The following is a 20,781-nucleotide window of genomic DNA, read 5'->3' on the forward strand; positions in this document are numbered from 1 at the left end:
CAAAAGGCAAACGACACACGGTCAAATTCTTAATTCAGGATCCAGCGAATGCTCTGGTAAAACGAGGGGCCACGCACGGCCTTAAGCTTGTTCATGGCGTTGTTTTTATAAAAGTAAACCAGCCTGACGTTACACCCCAGCTGACGGGCGATTTGCTTGGTTTTGAGATTACAGGAATAGCCGCGCAATACGCTGGCCTCCTCGCTGGACAGCCTCGCCGGGGTGCGTAAGCGGGTAGTCATGCCTACGTTGTAACGACCAGACTCTTGCGGCGTCTGGCTCATCAGTATTTGCCACAGCGCTTTGATATCCCCCAGGGAGACTCTTTTGCTGATTACTCCATCAACATGTTTGAATTTCAAATAGCCGGCGGATAACGAATAGATATAGATCTTCGCCGTCACTTGTTTCTGTTTAATACAGAGAATGTCGTCATTCGTCGTCACCCGGAAATGACGCGTATTCAACGGATCATAAATGATGATATCAAAGAGTTGTTCACTCATAGCAAGTTCTTCGATATGGGTAAACCCATGGAAAATAACGTCGTGTTTTTCATCAGGCTCACGCTTTCCGAGCGATTGCAGGCCAATCATCGTGAATTCGCAGCTGTCAACAACGGCAACGTGAATTGTTTTTTTATTTTGCATTGGCATTCTCCTTTCGCTGAGTAAACAGTCCATATAAGAGAAAATGGCGGTTCGCACTCTCTTATTAAAAGAATGGCGAGCACTTTTTAAATAACGCGATGCGATGGCATCAATGTAAGCCAATACAAACCGTCGAGTAAAGCTGATGCCAATTATTAGAGGAAGATAAAATTGAAAAATGGTTTTAATGGTATATGCAATTGTTTTAATCTTCTAATAATATTCATGCCAGATTTTTATTCTGTGAATGGGCGATTAATAAGCATCAGAAGGTTGATTGATGGGGTTTATCCACCGTTTTTTCAGTGGCTTACTGCTATTCCTGAAAGAGAAATTGTGATCGCGGCAGGGTTATCGACAAGGCTTTATCTGCAAGAGGAAACGGCGTGCAGAATAAAATAGAATTTTTTCTATAAATTTAATGTCCTTGTTCAGATTTTTAAGCCTGAGAAGGATAAAATCCTGGCGTGAAGAGGTTGTGAGTGATGAGTACATAAACTATTATCATTTTCCTCCGGTCACGAGAATTTAGAAAAGACATGAATAATACTGAACGTATCGTAAGGGTAATGGTGTTTTACAAAATAAATATATTTAAAGAGATAATATTCCGGACGCTCCATGATCTTTTACCCGATTACGTATTGAACATTACTCAGGTCGATTCCACTGAACAGGCGCTGGCGGCGGTCGCGGATAATAACGTGGATGTTTTCTTCACTGAATTTAATTATCTGCTTAATCATAAAGAGTGGAGTGCGGAGGTCAGCAGCCGTTTTACATCTTTATGTAAAACCCATCACGTCAGGCGTGTTCTGTTGGTGCCCGAGCTGCCTTACGGGCTGTTAAAAAAAGTTCTGGAGATGAAATTTGAATTAACCATCAGTCAGCAGGATGAATTGACTGAACTGAAAAAGGAATTACCCGCGTTGCTCATGGCGGACGGGCAAACACCGTCGATCTCTTCGTGGCTCAGGCGGGTAATGCGGTCCGGTTCCCGGGCGCGCTCCATCCTCTCGGCCAGAGAGTGGGAGGTGCTCCATCTTATCGTGGAAGGATTTTCAACGACGGAGATTGCCCGTCATCGAAACCGTTCGGTCAGTACCATTGCGACGCAGAAGCACAATGCGATGAAAAAGCTGAATCTTTCCAACCACAGCGAACTGATTAAGTATGTGCAAGCGGTTGGAAAGATGGAGAAATAGCTCACATCAGGGATAGATAATATTCAGCGTAGCCGATGTATTGATCTTACCCTGGCTCACCTGGGCGGGCGCCCACACATAATAGTACGCCGCCATCGGAAGGGTGAAATGTTCGTCCAGCGCCGCGCCAGCCGCCACGCTGAAAATCATCGTGGCGTTGCCACGGCTGGTGGTTGAGGTAGAGAAGGTCACCGGCGTTTGCGGGGCGTCACGTTTTATCAGGCGTAGCCCCACGCCCTGCGCCGCGCTACTGCTGCTGTCGATCAGCACCGAGCTGTCTGTTGAGAGCAACTGCGTGCTGGACAGAAACATCTCAATTGCCCGATCGGAATTGCCGTTAACCCCGACGTTCTGACAGCTCATGTTCAGTGAAAAAGGCGTCAGCCCCGGCTGTGAGGATGCACTGAGCTGGGGAATGCCGAGCGTCGGCAGCGCTACGGTCAGCCCCGCATTATCAAAGGAACAGGTAGTCAGTTTTGGCGCGTATTTGATGATCATCGGCTGACCAAACATATCGCGGTTGTCGTAAGGCCACTTGAACCCGCTGAATAACCACTGCGCTATCTTGATGACCTGATTGATTGGCCAGGTGATGATTTCCCAGAAGGATAACCCACTCATGTCGCTGACGAACAGAACGTCGCTCATGTTCGCCGTATCCCCCGTCAGGGTAGTGCCGCTCTGGTTAACGAGGGTGAAGCGAACCGTAAACGGTGTGTTCAGCTCAGACGCCGTATGGCTACCGCTGGCAGTCAGGGTTTTATTGGCCGGGGGATTGGTGATCTCCGCCCGCACCATATACTTGTTATTGCTGAACCCGAGGATGGTCGCGTATTTGCTGTCGGTCGAGAGGATCGGCGTGTAAGAAAATTCACTGTTACCTGTCGTACAGTTGAATGAGCCGCTGTACTGGGTGCTGAAGCTGCCGGTCCATGTGGGCGTGGCCGGGCTCAGCTTATCCGATAAATCAATGGTAATCGGTGTGCCATAAACGATGCTGCTGCCGGAGCAGGTGGCATAGCTCATCCCACTAATACTGGAGAGGAGCAGGAATATGAATGATCGTAACATTTTGATAATCCGTAATTAATGGCAAACCGATGAGGGGCTGTTCAGCCCCCAGGCTGGGGCGGAGATTTCGCACTTCCCGCCCCGGAGATGCACGTTGAGCGCGCGTGGCGGCTGTTCAGCGCGGATATACAGTACGCTGGCCTGGCCGACATACCCGACAGATTCACCGTGTTCATCCAGCACTTCGGTACCAAAGGGCAGCGGTTTGCCGTCGGCACGCGTCGCATGAAGTACCCATGACTCGCGTTTGTCGGTTTCGAAGCGGATGTAGCTCACCGCCCCGTCGTAAGGGGCCACGTTAGCCATGTTGCCGATCACCTCCGCGCCAGCGCTGTTTTCCGTTTGCGATAACGTAATGGCGTTTTTGCGATACGGGGTGGCGTAAGGCACCAGCGCCACGCCATCGCGGTTCGTCATAATGCTTTCATCGCCGTTCACCATCAGTCCCTCCGCTTTTGGCGCATCGACGATAGTCATGGTTGTGCCGGTTTCGTTTGAGGCGAGAACGTGCCACGGGTAGGCCACCAGGCTTCCCCGTCCGCTGAGCCCGGTCTGGCGGTAGTCGGAGGATTCGCTGTAAGAGCCACCGAGTGTCGCGAAGTTCGAACGGTACGCGGCGTTAACGCTTGCCGCATTTTTACCCCCCCGCGCATTACTGCCGGAGAGGGTGTAGCTCAGGCGGTTCGACGCCAGCGCGTTCCCGCTCATGCTGATATTGCTCTGCTCGTAATGCGAATCGCTGGCCGTCAGGCTGGAGGTGATCCAGGCATTATTATCAAACAGCGAGAACGGCAGGCTGAGGGAGAGGTAAAGGCGCGTCTCTTCTTCACTGTCCCTGTTCCGTACCCGGCTGGCCGACAGGGTATAGCTGGCGCGGCCGATGGCGTTGGAATAGCCCATCTGGTATTCGCGCGTGGTTTGCTGTGAGTTCCAGTAATCGCGCTGTGTGCCGGAGACAAATACCGTGCCCCAGTTATTGAGCAGGCGCTGATTAAGGTTAAGCGTAAAGGTATTCTTGGGCTGCGCCGCGCGCAGGGCATCCCAGGTGCTTAGCGACATGTCGGGCGCAACGCCAAACCGATCTTCATAGTCGTCGTACTGCGCTCTCAGGCGCTGATACCCTTCGCGCGAATAGAGCGCGTCGCTGAAGCTGTAATAGCCTTTAGTGGAATAGCGATAGGCCGCCAGGGTGAAGTTGGTGGCGGTGGTATCGATAAATTTGCTGTACGACACGCGATAACTCTGACCGCTGCTGGTGCGATCCTGTAGGGTGGTTTTGGCGTGGGTGACATCAAACGAGACCGCGCCAAACGGAAGGTTCCACCCGGTACCGACAAGCCCGGCCTGGTAGTTATCGCTAATAATCGTCCCGGTATACCCGGTGATGAGGTTATTAAACCCGTAGCGCAGCGTGGCCTGCATGAATGCGGGTTCGGCATCGAGCGTGTTCTGGTGCACTTTACCCGCCACCACGCTGTACTGACTCACCCCTTCTTTTAGCATCCCGGGCACGGCGGAAAACGGCACCGTGAAGGACTGCTGTGAACCGTCCGCTTCACGCACCACCACCAGCAAATCGCCCGCAGAGCCGGTAGGCTGAATGCTGTCGAGGGTAAACTGGCCCGGCGGTACGTTCTCCTGATAGATCACGTTGCCATTCTGGATAACTTTCACCAGGGCGTTCGTCCGTGCCACGCCGTGAACCACCGGTGAAAAACCCTGCTGTGAATTTGGGCGCATCTTCATGTCCGACGCCAGCGACACGCCGCGCACGCGCAGGGAATCAAACAGATCGCCAGGAATATAAAAGTCACCCAGCGTCAGGTTGGATTTCAGCGAGGCCAGGGGACGGCGCAGGTAGCGGGTATTATTCTGCCAGCTACTCTCTCCGCTGGCCGTTTTCCGCCAGGCGCTGCTGTCGCGAAACTGCCAGCCGAACAGGTTGGCGCCGGAATCCAGCCCGGCATAAAAATCATCATTTGTGTCTTTCGCAGCGCCTTTTGCACGGGTGTTATACCAGGTCGTGTTCCACGAGAGCATCAGCGCCGGGATCCCCTCGTCCCAAAACTGGGGGGCAATGTAACCTTCTTCAGTACGCAGCACAGCCGCCTGCGGAACGGTAAGCGCCAGACTCAGGGTGCTGGTATCGGTTTTGACTTCACCGCCCTGAACCAGATCGCGCAGCTGCACCTGCCCGTGCGCAATGGCGGGCGCAGGCACGGACGTGGTGTTGATGCCAAGCGACCGGGCATCTTTCCAGGCAAGGCGGATGTCGTCACGCTGCTCGCCGTAGATGACGGTATAACGTCCCTTCCAGCTGCCGTTTACGTAGATATCCATCTCCTGACTGCCGGCAGGCATGGCGTTGTTTTCGGAAAAGCGAGACAGATCGGACTCACCGGATGCGCCAGCAAGCAGGGAGGGATCAAACGAGACGGCCCCTGATTTATGCGAAAGCAGAAGCGTGCAGACTGCCAGCAGACAGAGTCTGTTTTGTTTCATTTTCATGGTGAGTCTTTCCGATCACTGACTGGTGAAAGTCCGGGTTTTATACGCGCCAAGATCGTCCACATACATCAGCTGGAAGGTTTGTCCGCGCTTAACCGTATTTTTTGCGGCGACCGTCAGCTGCCCAAACGGGGAAACCATCGGGGACTCCTGGAGCAATTTCGTTTTACCCAGCGAAATATTGGCGACCGTAATATGGAACGGACTGTTATTTGTAATGCGAAAGCGATCGCCTTCGGCGGCGAGCGTCAGTTTCGCCACCGCGTCATCCAGCGTGCCTTTCAGCGCAGCGGGCCGGTAAAAAAGTTTGATACGGGATTTAATCGCCAGCTGAACGGTATTCTGATTTTGCAGATTTTCAGGTCTGGGCGGAATGTCGAGGACATTCAGGAAAAAGACGGATTCGCGATCCGCAGGCAAGCTGGACGGCAGCTTTTTAATACGAAGCTGTTGGCCATTATGTTCGTTAACTTTTATCACCGGCGGCGACAGCAGAAACGGCACATTGGCTGTTTCCGGCGTGGAATTAATATCACCGTCATCTATCCAGGATTGCACCAGAGCGGGCGCATCGCCCGTATTCATTAACTGGACGATCACCTCTTTGTTATTTTCAGGATAAAGGACACGGGTGCCATTAATGACAATATTGGCCCATGAGTGACCGGTGCTTAGCAGTAAGCCTGCCAGCAAAATTGCCTTGCGCATGATTGCAACCTTAAATACAGGCTCTGCGAAAACAGAGCCTGAATAATCATTATTACAGGTAGGAAATGGTATACGTTACGTTGGAGCTTAACTCGCCCACGGTGGCGGCAGCGGCGTTCGTTTTATAGTAATAAACATCCAGCGTCAGCGTCTCGGAATCTGGCGCGGTCGCTGTACCCATAATATCCGTAGTGTAAGGCTGGTTCAGGGTAATTGGCGTAGACGAACCTGGCTCCACTAACGCAAAACCGACATTACGTGCCACACTGGCATCGCTTTCGTTCACGCTGTTATTCAGCAGGTATTTACCGTCAGTGGAAATATTATCCGCGCTGGAGAAATACACTTTCAGCGGGGTACCGGTTGTTCCGGCTGCTGGTGAACAACCTGAGAACGTCAGCGCAATAGATTTTTTATTCTTAGTGATCAGGCCAACCGTGGTGCCTGCATCTTTTACCGAAATAGGGGAAAGCGCAACGGTAAAGTCCGCGCTTTTACCGCCGTTAATGGTACAGGTTGTATCGGTAATAGCGCCGGTAAAGTTAATGATACCACCCGCTGAATTGTCTGCGGCAACTGCACTGGTAGAAGCAATAGCGGCGGCCAGCAGTGATACGGTCATGATCGATTTGAACATGATAAACTCCATGAAGATTTGTGTTATTTAAAATGAATGTTAATCGGCTACACATGTCCCTGATGTACCGGCTAGACGCATGGCGACTCGGGAGAATGCTTTGACGATATTATGTTGCACTAAAAAAGTACATAACAAAACATTATTCCAACAACTTCTAAAGTTTAAGATTATAATCTTGCGAGTTAGTTTTTTTTAATGTTTTAACCTAAATGCGTTAGTTCGAATATTTTTATTAATGATTTAATAATTGTTAATTAATGAAGCTTTATGAATTCATCTCTCAATTAATATCACGCGACTTGACCACACAAACTTTAGACTTATTATTGCCTGGCAAATGCACATAATTTTAACAATGGCGTAATAATAATATGAAGTATCTCATTGATCTTACAATGCTTTATGAAGTCGACACCGGTATGATCATGATTAATGGAGAGGAAGAGTCATCCATTAAGTTATCTAACCAGGCGGGTCGTCTGCTTTATGAACTTATCATCAATAATGGTAAAACTCTCGACAGAGACGACCTGATAAAGAAGGTCTGGGAGGATCATGGTTTCTCTGGTTCTTCGGTGAGTCTGAATGTTGCCATAAGTGAAATCAGAAAAGCATTTCGTACTTTAGGATGCGATCCTTTACTGATAAAAACGATACGTGGCAAGGGATTTAGCCTTGCCGCGCATATTGAACATCACACGGTCAGGCCGCCGGTTGTTTCAACGCTTAGTGAACAATCTGCCTCTGAAGCATTCGATACGCTAGCGCATAAGAAAGATGCCGATCCGCCTAAACAATTAATATCGCTGCACAGACTCTTTATTTCTCTTTGCACGTTATTACTGATTACCGTTATCGGCACCGCTGTTTTACTGTTGCACCAAAGGGATTCCTATGCCGAGAGCCTGAAAGATTCTGATATGCATCTGCTCGGTAAAGTGGACCGGTGTACGGTATACCTGATCGATAAGAATATGTATCAGCCGCGACAGCACTACTTTAATCACGTAAAAGAGGTCATTGCCAGTCAACATATCGACTGTCAACACCAGGTTGCAGATGCTTACTATTCCAGGTTTAAAAAGTCGCAGATAGAAAATTATTTCCTGGCCATCTGTTATCAGCAGGACAGTATCGACGATTATAAGAACTGCATTTCTTACAGAAGCCTGACCGGGAGTTAAAATATGTCAAGGACTAAAATGAGTGTACTGTTCAGTATCGTACTGGCGCTGTCTGCCATCGCGTTGTTGTGGATCTATTTTACCAGAACGCAGGATGAGGGGTTTGGCTGCCAGTCAGATACCATTTCCTGGAAAACCTATTCCACGGGTGAGTTAACCGATATGTCGCTAACCACGCTTTTCCTGTTTAACAACAAAGATGTTGTGACGGTTATTCATAAAGGCGTACTCAAGAAAGAGGGCAAAAGCTACCTGATTGACAGAAATTACACGCTCAGCGTGGAAAAAGTCGACGGAAGCAATATCTTTTATATTAAGGATAAAAAGCTGAATAAATCTGAAGATGATGCGGCACCGGATGGCGTTGTAAACGAAATGTTACTTGATAATATCAACTTCTTCTATATTACCCGCGTTAAACCGCACGCCTGGTTAATTAAGGGGCTGGTTTTGCCTGTAATGATGTGTGTGGCTGTTCCGACGTCCTGATATTTCTCTTTACTGAAAAATCGATATTTATCTATTGCTCGGGAAATTGAGTGATTTACTCAATACGTAACAATAAGATACGAGAAATTTATTTATATTTTTATTGTTATTCTCCGGCGAGTGAATTTTTCTGTATTGCCTCGTTATTTTGCGGCTGTCTATACTCCGCCTCGAAAAAGGGGCTCCCCTTTTTATACACGTGGATTCTTTTTTGAAGGACTAAATAAATGAACAAACTGAACGCTATCGTTCTGGGCTCCCTGTTGTCTGTTTCTGCCCTGAGCGCAGTTAATGCAGCAGAAACGACGGCTTCTGCCACCTGGCAGGCAACCGCGACCAAAGACAGCGAATCCGACCTGGTTGTTACGCCAACGCGTGCTTTGAACTTCGTTTACAGCGCCAATACCAAATCTTTCAACACCGATACCGGTCTGTTTGATGTGGCTATCCGTGGCGATCACTCTACGGCGACCAGCTTCAAACTCGAAGCTATCCTCGACGATTCAAACAACACGCTGTTCAGCGTGGGCGGTGAAGCGACCAAGCTGAAAGTGGGTGCGCGTTGGGGCGGTAACGACCTGGGCTCTATTGGTGGCACCGTGGGGGCGAAATCAACCGCATGGACCACGCTGGTTGATTCTTCTTCTAACACCGGCGTCTCTTCTGGCCTGTGGAACCTGACCACCAGCGCAGGCGCGGCGGCAGATACCGAAATTACCGGCCAGGACAAATTCGTCTTCTACGTTGACTCCGCTCAGGACAACGCGGGTACTGCGAAAGAGTTCAAAGACCTGACCAACAGCCTGTGGGAAGGGACCGTATCTGTTGCGTTCCGCGCAACCTGGGGCTAAGGCCTGATCGATCCAGGGGCGCAAGCCCCTGTTTAGGGAAATAGCATGTTTAACCTCAAATCCGCCTTCTTATTTTTATTATTTATCTCTTCCTCCGCGCTGGCCATTAATGTGGGAAAAGTCACCACCATTATTCCTGCGGATGCTGACTCCACCGCCAAGGAAATAAAAAACGAAGCAGACAGCGTGCGTATTGTTTCTGTTCGCGCACAGCGGATCAGTAGCCCAATGGATGAAGGGATCGTCATTAATCCGGAGAAAGTGGACGAGCTGTTGCTGACGCCCACGCGCATGGTAATGCCCGCCGGTACCAGCAATATTGTCAAATTTTACTATCACGGGAACGCCGATAACAAAGAGCGTTACTACCGCATTACCTTCACTGATGAAGGGGTGAGCGAAGAGGTGGACAGCGGTTCACCAAAAAACGGTACCGGGATGACGCGCGCGGTGGTGAGCACCATTCTGGTGGTTCAGCCCCGTGATAAGAAGATCGACTTCGTCTATGTGGCGGGAAAAATAACCAATAAAGGGAACACCGCTTTTCGCGTCAATGCGACCGGAACCTGCCTGAAGCCGAATCCGGAATCACCGACTACGCCGTGTACCAAAAACTTCTACCTGATGCCGGATACCTCGCGCGCTATCGAGGATATCAACGTTACGGATAACCATTTTCATCTCGGAATATGGGACCTGAAACAGTTCATACCTGTTAAGTAAGGATGCATGGTGAAAAATAAATTAGTGTTGCCGGTGATGATGGCTTGCGCATCCGGCACGCTGCCCGCGCTTGCGCATGCAGCCTCAAGCTCCGTGGTTATCGCTAATTACCGTTTTCCCGACTCGCTTTATGCACTGCTGGAGCAGGGGATCAAAATTCCCGTCTATCTGGTGAATACGCGTCCACACTCAGCACAACAAGGGAACCACGAAGGCACGGCGAGCGAATATGTTCGTATCGGTGACGTGACGCTCTTTGCAAAAGATCTGAAGCTGGGGCTGAGGGACGTTCAGGTTGAAGTGGTCAACAAAAACTGGCCACCGCGTTAGAGTTTTTCCAGTATCGGTTTTCTGATTCGTTTGGCGGTAACCCACCATTATATTCGTGCGGTCTTAGTGCGCTGTAATATCCAACGATATAGTCCGTTATTGCGTGAGCTGCATCGCTGAAGCTTACATAGCCCGTCGCCGGCACCCATTCGTTCTTCAGACTCCTGAAGAAGCGCTCCATTGGGCTGTTATCCCAGCAGTTTCCACGCCGACTCATACTCTGCCTGATCCGGTATCGCCACAGTAACTGCCGGAACTGCCTGCTCGTATAATGGCTGCCTTGATCGCTGTGGAACATCACCCCGACGGGCTTACCACGGGTTTCCCATGCCATTTCCAGTGCTTTCATGGTGAGCCTGCTGTCCGGCGAGAACGACATGGCCCAGCCCACTGGTTTTCTTGCGAACAGGTCGAGAACAACGGCGAGGTACGCCCAGCGCTTACCCGTCCAGATATAGGTCACATCACCGCACCACACCTGATTTGGTTCCGTTACGGCGAACTGTCGCTCAAGATGATTCGGGATAGCAACGTGCTCATGACCGCCACGCTTATACCGGTGAGTCGGCTGCTGGCAACTGACCAGCCCCAGCTCTTTCATGAGTCTGCCAGCAAGCCAGCGCCCCATCTGGTAGCCTCTCTGGGTTGCCATTGTGGCGATGCTTCTTGCTCCGGCAGAGCCGTGGCTGATGCCATGCAGTTCAAGTACCTGACTGCGTAATACAGCCCGTCTGCCGTCTGGCTTTTCAGGACGGTTTTTCCAGTATTTGTAGCTGCTGCGATGAACCCCGAACACATGGCAGAGAGTGGCCACAGGATAACGCGCCCTGAGTTTCCCGATTATCGAGAACTGTTCAGGGAGTCTGACATCAAGAGCGCGGTAGCCTTTTTTAATATTTCATTTTCCATTTCAATACGTTGTAGCTTTTTCCTGAGCTCACGGATTTCAATTTGTTCCGGGGTAATGGGGGAGGCTTTTGGTGTTTTGCCCTGCCGTTCATCACGTAATTGTTTCACCCATCGCGTCATTGTGGAAAGGCCGACATCCATAGCGCTGGCTGCATCTGCCACGGTGTAGTTCTGGTCAACGACCAGTTGAGCGGATTCGCGTTTAAACTCTGCGCTGAAATTTCTTTTTTTCATTATGACACCTGTGTTGTTCTGAGGTGAGCATATCACCTCTGTTCAGGTGGCCAAATTCAGTAAACCACTTCAGGTCCAGGAGTCTGATAACGGCATTCGTCTGTCAAAAGAGATGAGAACGTTATTGCAAAGCATTAACGACAAGCAGTTTGATGACCAGATGCGCATTCCGGTAAGTACGGGGTCCGCGTTCGAGCTGGATCAGAAAAAAATGCGCCTGTTGCTGAATCTGTCGCAGAGCGACTACGGGGTGAATATTCGCCCGCGTGAGGTGGACATTGATGCGCCGGAGTCTGACGACCTGAGCGGCACGTTCTCCTACAACCTCGGGGCGTATCACACCGAGAGCGGCTACGGTGATAGCTGGTCGTCGGGCTATCTGAACGCAAGAAACTGGATCTCAATGGGCGTTGATCATGTGCTGATCGACGGCTCTGGCTACGTCAACGAGAGCAGCAGCGATACCCAGATGAACGCGGTTATGTGGGAGCGCGACTATCAGGGGATGCGCTACGCCGCGGGCATGCTGAACGGCTGGGCGATGCAGTCTCTGGCGAGCGTCAGCGGGATTTCCGGCGGTGAAGTCTACGGCGTTTCCATGGGCAACCAGGCCAACTCCCGTAAGCGCGATAACACGCTCTCTCTGACGCCTGTGGTGGTCTATTTCCCCACGGCGGGCGAGGCCCGTATTCGTCGTGACGGGCAGCTTATCGGGATTCAGCGCTTTGACGTCGGCAACCATGAAATTGACACCAGCAGCCTGCCCTACGGGATCTACAGCATCGAAGTTGAGGTGGTGAGCGGAAGCCGCACCGTGTCGCGTAGCATGTACACCGTGAATAAGCCGTTCTCCAGCAACGTGTCGGAAACACTGCGCTGGCAGATGTGGGGCGGGATGTATAGCCGCGATAAATCCGTCGTCAATTATAAAAAATACGCGAAACACAAAAACGAGCAGGACAACACCTACTACTACGATTACGACACCAAACATAAAGACACCATGTCGCTGGTGGGGGCCTCGTTCAGCAAGCGCAGCGGGATGGTCGACTGGAACGCCTCCACCTACATGATGCGGGAACACATCGTCAGCGAGCTGTGGGCCTCCCTGAACCTGACGGGCTATTTCTCGGTGAATACCCAGACCATGGCCGCCTCCGACGGAACGTACCGCGCCAACTACGGCGCGAATCTCAGCCTGCCGTGGCAGATCGGTTCGGTCTGGTACTCCCATGAACAGCTCTCCAGCGGCAAGTTCCTCGATATCTATGAGAGCAAGGGCAACACCTGGGGCGCCTCCTTTAGCCTGCCGTCGTTCGGCCTGCCCTCAGCGGGCAACCTGAGTCTGATGCGTCAGGAGGACGACCTCTATCGCTATAAACGCTATCAGCTGGACTACTCCCAGGGGTTATACGCCGGTCGCTACGGTACAGCGCGCCTGCGGGTGGGGATGTCGCGCAACAAATACGACGGGTATTACGAAGAGAAAGATCGCTACGTGATGCTCGATTTCGCCATACCGCTCGGAAATACCGTGTCGGTTGGCGTTTCCCACAATCGCGATACCGGCACGGCGCTGAACGTCAGCGCCAGCCGCCAGTTTGAAGGCGATTACCTGAAATCGGCCACCGCCAACGTCTCGAAAGCCTTTAACAGCCGCCAGGATCGCAGCGTAAGCGGCGGCGGCAGCGTGAACTTCGACACGCCGTGGAACAGCAACATCCTCAGCGTCCAGAGCGGCATGAGTAAAGGATGGAACTCCACGCTGACCAGTGACGGCAGCGTGGGCTGGTCCAAAGAGGCCATCGCCGCCGGGAAAGGCACCGAAAGCGCAGGGGTGATTGTCAGTACCGGTCTCAAATCTGATGAAGCGCTGACCCTGAAGCTTAACGGCCGGGCAGAACGCATCAAAGGGGATAAAACCTGGCTGTCGCTGCCGGCATACCAGGCTTATGACCTGGAAGTGATGAACAGTGAAACCGGTACGGAAAGCTATGAGATTGGCGCGAATGCGCGTCGCCATATCACGGTTTATCCGGGCAATACCGTGGTGATGAAGCCGCAGGTGAAGAAAATCGTCACCCTGTTTGGCCGCCTTGTGGATGCAAACGGCAATCCGATTGGCGCCACGCAGATCAAAAACCACGTTGGGCTGACCCGGACGGAGAACGACGGACGCTTCGTAATCGACGTTGATAAGAACAACCCTGTCCTGAGTATCGCCACGCCGGACGACAGCGTCTGCGAAGTGCGCCTGGACATTGAGTCTAACCGCGGTGCGCTGTGGCTCGGGGACATCTCCTGCGACAAAGGCGATTTCGTCTGGCAGGAAGCAAAAGGAACGCAGGAACGTGACGATGAAAAAGATATTCGCTCTTAATTTGCTGCTGATGAGCGCGGTGGCCCATGCGCAGGAGCTGCCCTATTTCGCCATTAATAATCCGGACAATAACGGTACGGGAAACAGCGCGGGGCTGTTTAGTCTGAACAGCACCTCGACCGCGTTTTTACACGGTTCGCGTGAGTGGCCGACGCTGAGCGCGAAAACGAATAACGGTATCGCCACTTACATCCCGGACAACAGCTACAGCGGTCCGGCAGGCAGCGCGCTGACCATCGACTTTTCGGTGACCGGCTCCAGCGCCTCTCCGTTCTTTAAAGGGACGGCGTGTTCCTCGTCCTGCGGCAACACGGGGTACACCCCGACGACCCGCTATACCGATACGTCGATGGTGGTCAAGCCGCCGGTGATGGAGCCCGGCACGTCATACGGGCGCTGGGTCCTGGGCGATCCGTTCTTTAACTATCTGCTCAACGCCGCGCCAGGGGATGAAGTGACCATCACCTCCACGCCGCAAATCAGCTCCATCAACAAAGTGACCACCACCAATACGCTTCACAAGGTGGGCACGCTGACCATGACCAACGCCAGGGCGCTCAACCTGGGGATTGACCCGATCAGCGGCGAGGTGACGATTGTTGATGGATCAACGGGGGCAACCTGCACCAAATACACCCGCAACACGGTCTCTGGCGTGCTGTGCGACCTGCTTGAATACACGTTTGTTGGGGAAGATATCTCCGGTTACAACGGGGGGCTGGCGCTCACCTCTTCCCGCGTCAACAGCGTGCTGCAATCGCACATGAACGGCGGCACCGGGCTTGCCGCCGAGCTGACCTTCGATGAAAACACCTGGTACAGTATCTCCGGCGGTATCCTGAGTGATACGCGTGTCCTGGCAAACACCTTCCTCGCGGCGCCGCAGAAAAACGGCGGCAAAGCGTACCTTAAAATATTTTTGCCGAAAGCGTTAATTCTGAGCGTGGCGCAGGCGGGGGACGGCAGCAGCATTGGCAATATCGTCAGCCTGTGCCTGACGCCCGGCAACAGCTCGCTGGCGGCGGATTTCTGCTTCCAGCCGGGGGGCGGCCTGGTGATTAACCCTATTCAGCCGGGGCTGGAGATTACGCCCGACAACCCGGATTACGCCCTCGATCCTGACGGTCTGGGCGGCTCCGGGAAAGGCGCCATCGGCGAAACGCCCATTGAGATCCCCTACACCATCACCTACAGCGGGGCGCAAAAAGATGCGGCGATTGCGGTCACGGTAAAAGTCACCGGGCCTACTCAAAGCCTGAATGGGGTGGACTACTGCGCCTTCAGCGGCAACGGCTTTACGGTTCCCATTCCGGGCAACGTGCTGGTGGGGAAAAGCCAGACGCGCATGGCGCATAACTGTAAAGGCGAGGTACTGTCTATCCCGGCGCCAGCCACCCATGCGGAAGAGTGGGACAAAATGAGTTCCGGCGTGACCGATATGTGGCTCTGGAAAACACCGCTGATCCTCCAGTTCGTTATGGATAATCCGGTATCGAAGACCACCTATGACGGAAATAGCTGGTTTGGCGAAGTGACCGCGCAGGGAAGAATAGATGTTAGCGCATCCTGGAATTAATCAATCATGACTGGAAAATTCCTGGCTATTTTTGCAATAAATTGCTTCATTTCCACAGGGGCAAATGCTTTAATTATCGAAAGTCTGAATATTGATTTTCTTCCCGAAAGAGAAGTTGTTTTTCAGCCGATAAAAAACGATACCAGCGAACGTCAGAATTATACCGTTTCGCTTATTCAGGTAGACGTTCCTAAAGAGAAGGGAAAAGAAACCGAAATAAAAGACGGCGAAGTCATGTATTCGCCTAAGCAATTAACGCTGGGGAGCGGTGAGCGCGCGGGTTTTAAATTTTACTATACCGGCCCGCATGACAACAAAGAGCGATACTATCGCGTAAAATTCACCGAGACGCCGCTCCAGGCAAAGGTCATCACGCGCAAAGGCCAGCGCATCCAGTCGGATGTGGTGGTCTCGCTTGAGGCTATTTTGATTGTCCGTCCATGGACACGACATTTTGATTATGCGTTTAGCAACGGGGTAGTGAGTAATACTGGGAATACCTATTTTAAATATGTTTCCTCGGTCGGGTGCAGTACGCAATACAATAATTCAAAATATATTCCTCCGGGGCAACGGCTGGAAATAGATAATGCCGGGCAGGCTGCAAGGCGAATGATTATTTATGGCAATAAAATCATTCCGCTGACCACCTGCCCGTAGCAACCGCTTTCCTTCATAAAAGGAAATTAGCCTTTAGCATCATGCTAAAGATCCATCACTACAGGAGATAAAAATGAAAGCGATTTCATTCGTAGAAGCGAAAGACATTATTGGCGGCGCGTTAAACCCGTTCGCTGGTCTGGTTAAAGGTGCACAGCTGGGTTACGACACTGGCGCCAGCATCATGGGCATGGTTGGCGGTGTGGTTGGCGGAGTTCTGGGTGGCGCAATGGGCTTCCTGGGCGCGCTGGTTGGTAGCTACAACTAATTCACGTTTACAGGAAAAGTATCATGCAAGTTATCGATTTCAAAAAAGCACAGGCCATCATCGGTGGTTGGGATCCGTTTGCTGCCGCTATTCAGGGCGCAAGCGCGGGCTATAACGCGGGCAGCCAGATGTTAGGCGCGCTGGGCGGCACCATCGGTGGCGTATTCGGCCTGGTGGGCGGCTTCATCGGCGGTTTCTTCAGCGCCTAAGCGAGAAGCACGTTGTACGCATGGCCCGCATTGCCGGGCCATTTTTTTATTTCAGCCACGGATCATTATGTTTTCGCTCTTTCAGTATAAAAAACAGGGAAAGACCCCTGTTATTCGCCAGCATGAATTTACCGAATGTGGACTGGCCTGCCTGGCGATGGTGTTGGGGCACTATGACCACCATGTCTCCGTCAGCCAGCTGCGCCGGGAGATTTCCGTTTCCGCCGATGCGGGAACCTCAATGGCGGAATTGTTGACCCTTGCCAGCGATAAAAATATGTCTGGCCGGGTGCTTAAAGGCGAAATCACTGAAATAGAAACGTCTGAGCTGCCGCTCATCGCCTTCTGGCGCGGCAACCATTTCGTGGTCATCGTGAAGATCGACAGCCGCAGCGTGACCGTTCACGACCCGGCCAGCGGCGTGCGTCGTTACCGCCTGAAAGAGGCGGAAAAACTGTTTTCCGGCTATGTGCTTGAGCTTAAGCCCACGCCGTGTTTCGAAAAGAAATCCCCGGATGAAAAGCTCACGCTTGGCCGGTTAGCCAATAAATCTCCGAGCCTGTTCCAGCGCCAGCTGCTGCTGTTTGTGCTCTGTATTTTTACTCTCATCACCATGCTGGCGAGCCCCACCTACGTGCAGCTGATTATGGATGAGGCCATTTCCCGCAGCGACAGCGATCTGGTGATCCTGCTCACCGCGATCTTCGCTATCGTCTTTATCTTTGAAGTCATCGGTAAATTCCTCAAGCAGCTGCTTGAGATCCTGATGCGTAACATTGCCTATGACGATTTAAGCCAGTCCGTGCGCCACTACATGCTGCGCACCCAGACCAGCTGGTTCCGCTCGCGCCCGCCGGGCATCGTGCTGGCTATTGAAAAATCGCTCCACGCCTGCGCGGAGTTCATCAGCAATGGTTACGTGCAAATTCTCTTTTCCAGCCTGATCGCCGTCACCAGCCTGCTGTTTATGCTGCTGTATAACGTCAAAATTGCGCTGCTGACGATGCTGCTGATGGGCGTGTTTTTCCTGATCCGCTTTTCGCTGATCGGCCCCTATCAACGCGCGGTGGATGACTCCATCGAGCGTACCGCCCAGTATGAATCTCTGCTGGTAGAGACACAGAAAGGGATCATTACGCTCAAGGCGAACAATATGGAGCAGGCCCGGGATGCGGTGATGGACAAATCCCAGCGCGAACACATCGCCGGGCTGATGCGTAAAGAGCGGCTGCTGGCCCGCTTTGACGTGGCTTCGCTGCTGGTGATCAATGCCGAGCAGCTGCTGGTGGTCTGCTTTGGCGCGTGGCTGATCCTGGAAGGGCAGATGAGTATCGGGATGCTGTACGCCTATATCAGCTATAAGCGCTATTTTTCCGATGCCATGGTGCAGGTGGCGCAGAAGCTGCTGGACAAAAATGCCCTTAAGGGGCCGCTGGATCGCGTGGGCGACCTGCTGTTTGCCCCCTCTGAAACCAGCCAGTTTGGGAAGCGGATTGTCACCTCGCCGGTCTGTCTGCAATTTGAGGATGTCTCATTTGCTTATCCAGGCCGGGAGGCCACGCTACAGCATATCAACATGACCCTGAAGCAGGGCGAAGAGGCGGTGATTGTGGGCCAGAGCGGGTCGGGAAAAACCACGCTGCTGCGTCTGATCTCCGGCATGTTGCTGTCATCGTCTGGCACGCTGCGGATCAATAAGATCCCCATTGAAGAGTGCGATCTTTCCTCGCTGCGCCAGCACATCCGCATTGTCCATGCAGACGATATTCTCTTCACCGGCTCGATTCTGGACAACATCGCCTGCTTTGACAGCGCGCCGGATAAAGAGCAGGTCATCGCCGCGTGTCGGCTGGCGGAAGTGGACCACGTCGTCGCCCGTCTGCCGCACGGTTACGAAACGGAGATGCTGCCGGGGAACACCTTTTTTTCGGCCGGGGAGATGCAGCGTCTGGTCCTGGCGCGCGCCCTGTACAGCCAGCCTAAGCTACTGCTCTGCGACGAAGTGACGGCGAACCTGGATAAGACCACCGCGCAAAAGGTGCTGGCGAACCTGCGTAGCCTGGGGATTGGGCTGGTGTTTGTCACCCACTCGCCGGACGTGGTGGGCTGTCAGGGGCGTCTCTATACCATGGAAAACGGAACCCTGCGGGAGAGTGAGCAATGATGTTTCTGCCGCGTCTCTATGCCCGACTCTGCGCGCGCCAGGCCGGACGCACCTTAATGGCAAACCGGATTGCGCAAAACTACAGCCAGTTTATGCCCTGCCCGGAGGCCGATGTGCCGGCTGATTTTCTGCATCAGAACGCCCATGAGCTGAGCGGGTTTAACTTCGTGGAACAGATTTTCCCGCCCGCGCTGTGGGCGCGCAACGTTCGCTTCGATCTGCATGCGTACGTGGCGCAGTGGACGCAGGATCAGGGGTTTTACAGTTCGCCTCGCACCCTGCTTCTGGGCATGCGCTGGGCGGGCTTTGGCCTGATTATGGATGCGTTGCTCGCCACCGCGCCAGATGATGTGCGCTTTCAGTTTATTACCCGTCACCCTGCGCTGCACAAGCTGATGGCCACACACGACGGACGGCGCGCCGGCTCGTTTTTCGCCCCTCAGCGCCTGGTGACGGTGCTGCTGATGGATGAACGCCTGCCGGATGCGCCGCTGTTCCCAATTCAGGCAGGCGATCGCAAGGCGTGGTTAACGGACGTCTCCACGCGGTTTTTATCCCGTTATGGCTACAGCGTCCGAACGCTGCTGCCGGTCTGTTCGCTGCACGCGGCAGAGTTTGGGCTGGAGAGCCAGGCGTATGCGCCAGAGGATTACCGTCTGGCCGCCGCCGACACGCTGAACGCGCTGCGCAAAACCCCCACGCTCTGGAGTGGATGGGACGATCTTTCAGTGATTTATCATGGATGACATATCGTGAAATTAAAAAACCGAAGCCGACAGCGTCGGGCGCTAATCCCGCACCACTTCTCAAAAAGCTATCAAATCAACGCGCCGCGGCTGAAAACCGTGCTGACGCTGTTCATCGCCTTTTTTCTCTGCCTGCTGGTCTTTGCGATTGCTTTCAACTTTTCGGAAACCACGCTGGCACGCGGGGTGCTGATCCCGGCGCAGGGCGATGTGGAGGTGCGCGCCAGAGAGTCCGGAACCCTTGTTGATTTTGCCGTCCGGCCCGGCCAGTACGTGAAGGAAAACGATCCGCTGTTCACCGTGTCGCAGGACTATGGCGGCAAGCAGGGCTCGGTGGTGCAGTTTGACCGCCAGCAGATGGAAGCGGAGAAAAAGCGCAGCGAGCAGCGCATCCAGGCCATTGAGGACTCGATTGCGTCGTATCGCAAAAATCTGGCGCAGCAGCTGGCTCTCACTGACAAGCAGATCGCCGTTTCCCGCGATAAGGTGAAGAAGCTGCGCGCGCTGTTAAAAAACAGCACCGACACCTACGAGGCGTGGAAATCCGTCTCCGGGAAGGGCTATGTCTCCAAAGTGGATCTCGATAAAAGCCATAACGATGTGCTCAACGCCCAGCTCAACCTGACGCTGGAGGAGAGCACTATTCTTGAGCTTGAGGCGCGCAAAACCAGCCTGACCGACAGCACCCAGTCGCAAATTGATTCGCTGAGCGAAGAGCAGCTGTACGTGAAAAACCGCATCAGCGAAATTGATCGCAACCTGTCCAGCCGGGGGAGTTCCACCATGGCGATGCTGGCCCCTTCAGATGGCTACGTGGTGGCGATTAACTTCCCGCCAGGCCGGGCCATTACGCAAAACAGCGAGGTGGTGGTGGTGATCCGTAAAAATACCGCGGCGACGATGGAGGGGTACCTGTATGTTCCGGCAACGGGGGTGGGGCGCGTGGCGAAAGGCGATAAGGTTAAGCTGCGCTTCGACTCCTGGCCCGTGGACAAATACGGTTCCGTGGAGGCGACGCTGTCCGATTTCTATGAGGTAAACATTGATGCCCATTCGGCGCTGATCCCGCTCCAGGAAGGGCAGAACTACTACCTGGCTAAAGTGCGCGTCCCCTCCTGGTTTACCGACCCGGACAAGAAAAAACGCATGCTGATGGGCGGGATGACGGTGAACGCCGATATCGTTATCGATCGTAAACCGCTTATCAATCTGCTGATTGCGCCGCTGGAAAGGGTGCGCAAGCGGTTTATCGATTGACCCGATTTCATCGATCATC

Annotated in this window: 20 protein-coding genes; 14 read left to right on the forward strand and 6 right to left on the reverse strand. The window is 52.9% G+C overall.

What is annotated here, in order from left to right; translation table 11 throughout:
• Positions 1–29: 29 nt before the first annotated feature.
• The gene (locus tag L3069_RS00305; protein WP_015570093.1) at positions 30–650 is read right to left on the reverse strand and encodes a LuxR C-terminal-related transcriptional regulator; all 621 of its coding nucleotides are present in this window, start codon (positions 648–650) and stop codon (positions 30–32) included.
• Positions 651–1,219: 569 nt separating this feature from the next.
• Between L3069_RS00305 and L3069_RS00310 the strand changes: the two genes are divergently transcribed.
• Positions 1,220–1,855: a LuxR C-terminal-related transcriptional regulator gene (locus L3069_RS00310; RefSeq protein ID WP_038416962.1), complete on the forward strand. Its 636-nt coding sequence runs from the start codon at positions 1,220–1,222 to the stop codon at positions 1,853–1,855.
• Between the two features lie 6 nt (positions 1,856–1,861).
• On the opposite strand, the gene L3069_RS00315 is transcribed toward L3069_RS00310, so the two are convergent.
• From L3069_RS00315 to L3069_RS00330, 4 genes are read right to left on the reverse strand one after another with little or no spacing between them, the layout of a single operon-like run.
• A complete protein-coding gene (locus L3069_RS00315; RefSeq protein WP_022646577.1) occupies positions 1,862–2,926 on the reverse strand; it encodes a fimbrial protein in 1,065 nt (354 codons plus the stop codon).
• 15 nt (positions 2,927–2,941) lie between these two features.
• Positions 2,942–5,434, reverse strand: coding sequence for a fimbria/pilus outer membrane usher protein (locus L3069_RS00320; RefSeq protein WP_022646578.1), 2,493 nt, complete (start codon positions 5,432–5,434; stop codon positions 2,942–2,944).
• A 15-nt stretch (positions 5,435–5,449) separates the two neighbouring features.
• A complete protein-coding gene (locus L3069_RS00325; protein WP_001223973.1) occupies positions 5,450–6,142 on the reverse strand; it encodes a molecular chaperone in 693 nt (230 codons plus the stop codon).
• Positions 6,143–6,194: 52 nt separating this feature from the next.
• On the reverse strand, positions 6,195–6,779 hold the full coding sequence (locus tag L3069_RS00330; protein WP_022646579.1) for a fimbrial protein: 585 nt from the start codon (positions 6,777–6,779) through the stop codon (positions 6,195–6,197).
• Positions 6,780–7,153: 374 nt separating this feature from the next.
• Here L3069_RS00330 and L3069_RS00335 point away from each other — a divergent pair, with 374 nt between their 5' ends.
• From L3069_RS00335 to L3069_RS00355, 5 genes are all read left to right on the forward strand, one after another.
• On the forward strand, positions 7,154–7,966 hold the full coding sequence (locus tag L3069_RS00335; RefSeq protein ID WP_022646580.1) for a winged helix-turn-helix domain-containing protein: 813 nt from the start codon (positions 7,154–7,156) through the stop codon (positions 7,964–7,966).
• Positions 7,967–7,984: 18 nt separating this feature from the next.
• Positions 7,985–8,455 carry a hypothetical protein gene (locus L3069_RS00340; RefSeq protein ID WP_022646581.1) on the forward strand — a complete coding sequence of 157 codons (471 nt, stop codon included), beginning with the start codon at positions 7,985–7,987 and terminating at the stop codon, positions 8,453–8,455.
• A 227-nt stretch (positions 8,456–8,682) separates the two neighbouring features.
• Complete coding sequence (locus L3069_RS00345; RefSeq protein ID WP_003860995.1) at positions 8,683–9,306, forward strand: common pilus major fimbrillin subunit EcpA; 624 nt, start codon at positions 8,683–8,685, stop codon at positions 9,304–9,306.
• A 45-nt stretch (positions 9,307–9,351) separates the two neighbouring features.
• A complete protein-coding gene (locus L3069_RS00350; protein ID WP_022646582.1) occupies positions 9,352–10,029 on the forward strand; it encodes a fimbria/pilus periplasmic chaperone in 678 nt (225 codons plus the stop codon).
• Positions 10,030–10,035: 6 nt separating this feature from the next.
• The gene (locus L3069_RS00355; protein WP_232926132.1) at positions 10,036–10,359 is read left to right on the forward strand and encodes a hypothetical protein; all 324 of its coding nucleotides are present in this window, start codon (positions 10,036–10,038) and stop codon (positions 10,357–10,359) included.
• On the opposite strand, the gene L3069_RS00360 is transcribed toward L3069_RS00355, so the two are convergent.
• Positions 10,334–11,502, reverse strand: a protein-coding gene (locus tag L3069_RS00360) for an IS3-like element ISEc52 family transposase (protein WP_085929673.1) whose coding sequence is annotated in 2 segments (ribosomal slippage) — positions 10,334–11,253 and positions 11,253–11,502 — 1,170 coding nt in all. Because the reading frame shifts where the segments join, the coding sequence is not laid out codon by codon here. The two genes, L3069_RS00355 and L3069_RS00360, sit on opposite strands and share 26 nt — an antisense overlap.
• 112 nt (positions 11,503–11,614) lie before the next feature.
• On the opposite strand from L3069_RS00360, the gene L3069_RS00365 reads away from it, so the two are divergent.
• The 8 genes from L3069_RS00365 (at position 11,615) to L3069_RS00400 (ending at position 20,762) form a co-directional block, all read left to right on the forward strand.
• The gene (locus tag L3069_RS00365; RefSeq protein ID WP_232926239.1) at positions 11,615–13,882 is read left to right on the forward strand and encodes a CS1-pili formation C-terminal domain-containing protein; all 2,268 of its coding nucleotides are present in this window, start codon (positions 11,615–11,617) and stop codon (positions 13,880–13,882) included.
• Positions 13,860–15,458, forward strand: coding sequence for a hypothetical protein (locus tag L3069_RS00370; protein WP_023305163.1), 1,599 nt, complete (start codon positions 13,860–13,862; stop codon positions 15,456–15,458). Before L3069_RS00365 ends, L3069_RS00370 begins: the two co-directional genes overlap by 23 nt.
• Positions 15,459–15,464: 6 nt before the next feature.
• Positions 15,465–16,118, forward strand: coding sequence for a hypothetical protein (locus L3069_RS00375; protein WP_006812468.1), 654 nt, complete (start codon positions 15,465–15,467; stop codon positions 16,116–16,118).
• Positions 16,119–16,191: 73 nt separating this feature from the next.
• The gene (locus L3069_RS00380) at positions 16,192–16,386 is read left to right on the forward strand and encodes a hypothetical protein (RefSeq protein WP_022646586.1); all 195 of its coding nucleotides are present in this window, start codon (positions 16,192–16,194) and stop codon (positions 16,384–16,386) included.
• Positions 16,387–16,409: 23 nt separating this feature from the next.
• Positions 16,410–16,595, forward strand: a complete 186-nt coding sequence (locus L3069_RS00385) for a hypothetical protein (protein ID WP_001196016.1) — start codon at positions 16,410–16,412, stop codon at positions 16,593–16,595.
• Positions 16,596–16,662: 67 nt separating this feature from the next.
• Positions 16,663–18,759, forward strand: coding sequence for a peptidase domain-containing ABC transporter (locus L3069_RS00390; RefSeq protein ID WP_032626638.1), 2,097 nt, complete (start codon positions 16,663–16,665; stop codon positions 18,757–18,759).
• Positions 18,756–19,505, forward strand: coding sequence for a hypothetical protein (locus L3069_RS00395; protein ID WP_038415002.1), 750 nt, complete (start codon positions 18,756–18,758; stop codon positions 19,503–19,505). Before L3069_RS00390 ends, L3069_RS00395 begins: the two co-directional genes overlap by 4 nt.
• 6 nt (positions 19,506–19,511) lie before the next feature.
• Positions 19,512–20,762 (forward strand): HlyD family secretion protein, encoded by a 1,251-nt coding sequence (locus L3069_RS00400; protein ID WP_023298992.1) that lies wholly within the window; start codon positions 19,512–19,514, stop codon positions 20,760–20,762.
• Positions 20,763–20,781 lie beyond the last annotated feature (19 nt).

Origin of the sequence: Enterobacter cloacae complex sp. ECL411 (assembly GCF_021869665.1) — a bacterium.
Taxonomy (GTDB): Bacteria; Pseudomonadota; Gammaproteobacteria; order Enterobacterales; family Enterobacteriaceae; genus Enterobacter; species Enterobacter intestinihominis.